The sequence below is a fragment of the Streptococcus oralis genome (assembly GCF_001578945.1).
GTDB classification, from domain to species: Bacteria; Bacillota; Bacilli; order Lactobacillales; family Streptococcaceae; genus Streptococcus; species Streptococcus oralis_Q.
The window spans coordinates 1-3,891 of sequence record NZ_KQ969556.1 but is presented as its reverse complement, the minus strand read 5'-3'; the positions used below and the strand labels follow the sequence as shown (position 1 = coordinate 3,891).

General features: G+C 36.4%; 6 protein-coding genes and 2 pseudogenes. All 8 read left to right on the top strand.

The features are described from left to right. Nucleotides 1-852 (top strand): annotated as a pseudogene (locus tag SORDD16_RS08910) (type VII secretion protein EssC); the annotation flags it as partial. Between the two features lie 3 nt (nucleotides 853-855). Next, nucleotides 856-1,158 carry a DUF4176 domain-containing protein gene (locus SORDD16_RS08905; RefSeq protein WP_061453177.1) on the top strand — a complete coding sequence of 101 codons (303 nt, stop codon included), beginning with the start codon at nucleotides 856-858 and terminating at the stop codon, nucleotides 1,156-1,158. A 27-nt stretch (nucleotides 1,159-1,185) separates the two neighbouring features. After that, complete coding sequence (locus SORDD16_RS08900; RefSeq protein WP_061453176.1) at nucleotides 1,186-1,575, top strand: hypothetical protein; 390 nt, start codon at nucleotides 1,186-1,188, stop codon at nucleotides 1,573-1,575. 8 nt (nucleotides 1,576-1,583) lie between these two features. Then, the gene (locus tag SORDD16_RS08895; RefSeq protein WP_000201153.1) at nucleotides 1,584-1,862 is read left to right on the top strand and encodes a hypothetical protein; all 279 of its coding nucleotides are present in this window, start codon (nucleotides 1,584-1,586) and stop codon (nucleotides 1,860-1,862) included. A 16-nt stretch (nucleotides 1,863-1,878) separates the two neighbouring features. Next, nucleotides 1,879-2,172 carry a hypothetical protein gene (locus SORDD16_RS08890; RefSeq protein WP_061453175.1) on the top strand — a complete coding sequence of 98 codons (294 nt, stop codon included), beginning with the start codon at nucleotides 1,879-1,881 and terminating at the stop codon, nucleotides 2,170-2,172. Between the two features lie 11 nt (nucleotides 2,173-2,183). After that, nucleotides 2,184-3,281 carry a hypothetical protein gene (locus SORDD16_RS08885; RefSeq protein ID WP_241734045.1) on the top strand — a complete coding sequence of 366 codons (1,098 nt, stop codon included), beginning with the start codon at nucleotides 2,184-2,186 and terminating at the stop codon, nucleotides 3,279-3,281. Continuing rightward, nucleotides 3,251-3,508, top strand: coding sequence for a hypothetical protein (locus tag SORDD16_RS12000; RefSeq protein ID WP_241734044.1), 258 nt, complete (start codon nucleotides 3,251-3,253; stop codon nucleotides 3,506-3,508). The genes SORDD16_RS08885 and SORDD16_RS12000 overlap by 31 nt, the downstream gene beginning before the upstream one ends. Nucleotides 3,509-3,521: 13 nt before the next feature. Beyond that, nucleotides 3,522-3,891 (top strand): annotated as a pseudogene (locus tag SORDD16_RS08880) (hypothetical protein); the annotation flags it as partial.

Genomic DNA, 3,891 nt, shown 5'->3' with positions numbered 1-3,891 from the left:
CTGATGAAACGTGAAGAGGTGGATGTTATCCAGTTAGCTCTCCCAGTCTCAGGAATCAATGACACCCAGGTTCTCAACAACCTGCGCCAGGAAGTCGCTTCTCTCCAAGAAGCTTGGACAGGACAGCGCCCAAGTGCCATCCCGATGGTGCCAGAGGAGTTGACCATGGATGTATTTCTCAATTTGCCTACAACTCAAGAAGCAATTCAGAATGGTGAGTTGCCGATTGCGATTAGTTGCGAGGAAGCTGAGATTATCCCAATTAATCTATCTACACTAAAAAATATTGTAGTTTTATCAGAAAGTAAGCAATCTCTTCAGTGTGCAATTTGCCATCTAATTAGTGTCATTAATCGCTGTCTAGACAATGGTCATGTATTGTTAGTAGATTCTAACGAAGAGTATTCATTCTTAAAGGAAAAGGTGAATGCATATATTTCAGGAGAAGATATCATAGAGCTATTTAGCAATCTTGATATAGAGATAAGAAATAGGAAAAACACTCCAAAAGATGTTCAGACCTTTATTATTATACCGGACCTGGCTTCTTTTGTTGAGAGAGTTTCTATATCTGAAGATGATTTTTATCAATTGTATATTAACGCTTATAAATACGGTTTGCACTTTATTACTGCAGGTTCAAAATCGGTATTCTTTAAAGTACATCCTGTGATTAAAGGCATTAAGGAAAATATTACTACAGCAGTTATTGCGATGCGATTATATGATCAAACGATTATTGAACATAATTCAAATAGTCGAGAGGAAAAATTAGACTGGGATCAAGCCTATATTTATGATAAAGGAAGAGCCCAAAAAGTGAAATTAATCAAACAAGAAATCGAGGAATAAACTATGTCAGAAAAACTATATCCATTAGGAACAGTAGTCTATTTAAAAGAAGGAACAGAAAAACTCATGATTATCGGTCGTGGGGTCGTTTATCAGGATCAAGAGACAAACTCTGAAATGTTTGTTGATTATATGGGCTGCCTTTACCCGAGTGGCATCAATCCAAATAATACAATATTCTTTAATCAAGAAAATATTGATCGAGTTGTTTTCAAAGGTTTTGTGGATGAAGAGGAAGAACGCTTTATAGAAATTTATCAAAATTGGGAGAACTCTCTTACAATCCCTAAAAAGAAAATAGATTAAACAAAACTTTGATGGAGGTGGTCACAGATGAATTATAAGGAAAGAATTGCAGCTTTAAAAACTTTTAAAGCTGCAATAACGGGAGGGGATACGACAGATAGTGTATCAGGTATTTCTTCAGAGATTTCTGGATGGGAAGGAAATGCTTGCTTAAAGTTTGATGATTATGTTCAAATAATTAAAACAGACTGTGCGGATATTTCTGCCAAAAAAGCAAGCTTTCTAAGTGAGATAGATGGTAGAATATCCCAAATTCAAGCGATATTTGATATGGAGGTTTCCTTGAATCGTTGGAGATTGGGTATGGTGTACGATTCAGAAGATTCGACAAACAATAAGAATCTTATCTATTATTCTATTAGTCAAGCAGATTTGGATTCGAGTGTACGTGATTATCTATTAAGCATGGTTTATTAGGAGGCAACATGGCTACTATCAAGATGGACAAGGAAACATTTGTATCGTCAGTTGAGAAATTGATACAAATGGTTGATAATTATACAGAAAGTGTGACAACTTCTACTGCCCAATTTAGTTTATTTCAAAGTGATTTGTTGGGGGATGGATATACCAAATTATTTAATAAAGTAGATTCAGAATTAAAAAACCAAAAGGTGTTAGCGGCAGAATGCATTGTATTGTCTGAAAGTGCAAAAAGTTTTGCGGAAGAAATCTCGTCTGCAGAATCTTCTGTTTCATTTTAAGTGAGGAGAATGAATTATGGGAGAAATAAAATACGATTCTGGTCAACATAAACAGTTTCAAGATGAATTGCAAAAAATCGGAGATGGGTTTGATAGCTTGATTACAGAATTGGGAAATGTAAAAACATCCGTTAGTTCAAGTCTTAAGGGTGAAGCAGCTACTGCATTGGAAACTGCGATTGATGATTTAACTTCAAAATTAACGAAAGCAAAGACCAATTGGCATACGACCAAGGAAAATGCGAAACAAGTAGAAGAGATTATAAAAAAAGCAGATGAAGCTGCTAAGCAGGCAGTGAATAAGAAATAAGGAGGATTTGCATGGCTGATGGGGTATTTACGATTCCAATGAGTGAATATTACAGTAAATCAAGTGAGTTTAAGGATAAAGTCTCGGATTTGATTACTGACGTTGAAAATAATTTTTTAAGTAAGGTTAGTACGAATATTAGTACACTAGATAATCAAGATATTAGTGTTGTAGAGAACTTTGCCTCTTATACGAGCGCTAAGAGCAAATTAGAAACACTGAAAGAATATGAAACACAATTAACGAAAATGTCCTCAGAGGGAGATGGTAATCCTCTAAATGGAGTAGTTAGTCTAGACAAACAGTATAGTGCCAAGTTTTCGGATGTCTCAAAAGGAACAGACTCTCAAACGGTTGCATCAGCAATTTCTGGGATTGATCAGAATATTAGTTCACAAGTAGAGGTAATAAAAGTCAGAGAGAGCTTTGTTGCTTTTATATCCAGTTTAACAGGAATAGGTGAAAAAGAAGCAATCGCTAAGCTCCTTGGAATAGATGTCAAAGATCTTGGGAAATGGGCAAAAGCTGCGGCGGATAGGATCAAAGGTATTGAAGATGCATCAAAATTGCTGGAAACTTTATATACAGGAAGTGGTAAGGGAATATCATTCCAAACACTCTTATATAGTAAAGAAATAGGTCAGGCTCTCCAAAGCTCCCCGTTGGTAGAAAAAGTATTAACCTTTATGATGGATCTGCCCTATGCACTAAAAAGCAGTAAATGGGTTAGTAAATTCAGTAAGGTTTTAGCGCCTTTTACAAAGGGACTGAAGCATGTCAAAACAGCAGCATCTTTTCTAATGGGAGAGTATGCAACAGGGATTGGTAATGTAGCAAAGGATTTTATAAAAAGTGATAAGATCAAATTTGGAGGAGAAACTGTAGCTTGGGGTGTATTGGCCGTAGAAGAGGGAGTCAATATCTATAAGAACTACAATAATTCCAAGACCGATTCGAAGACAGCTGTAGGGAAAATCGGGAAGTCTGTAATCGGTGGTACCATTGATACCCTATCTAACGTTGGCCCCCTAGATGGTATGTGGCTTGGAGCTAAGGCAGGAACTGCTTTGGGGGGAATGTGGTTGCTGGAGCCATCACTGGTCTTGTAGTAGGTACATTTAATCTTGCAGGCTCTGTATTCTTCCCTGATCAGAAAAAGGCTTTTTATGAAGGAGCTAAAAATATAGCTTATGGTGCTGTAGACGTGGTTGAATCAGGAGTGGAATCTATCGGGAAAGGAATCCACCAGGGCTTGGAGACTGTCAAAAGTGTGGGCAAGAATGTTTCTGATTTTTTCAATGGTGGTCTGAAGGCTGCCTCATCCTTGTTTGGATAATAGGAGAGAATAAATGGATAAGATACAAAAAGATATTAATGATGCACTCGATCCAACTCGAAGATTAAACTTAGTAAAGATAATTTTTGTAGCGCCTTTTTTTTCATTGATGATTATGCTTGGGACATCTTTACCGATAAACCTATTTCGAATGGCTAGTGAAGCTGGACATGAACTAGTTACGCAATTGACATCAGTTGAAAAAGGGCTCATTCCCCCAGATAGTTTCTTTGGTTTTCTATTCTTGTTTTGTTGGTGTTATTTTATTTGTTGTTATATCATTACGAAAAGAAATCGCATTAAAGCCTATTTAATGACTCAGATTTTTCAATTATTTTTGCTCGTAATTTTATATTATAGTTTGTTTATAGCCGCCTTGTATC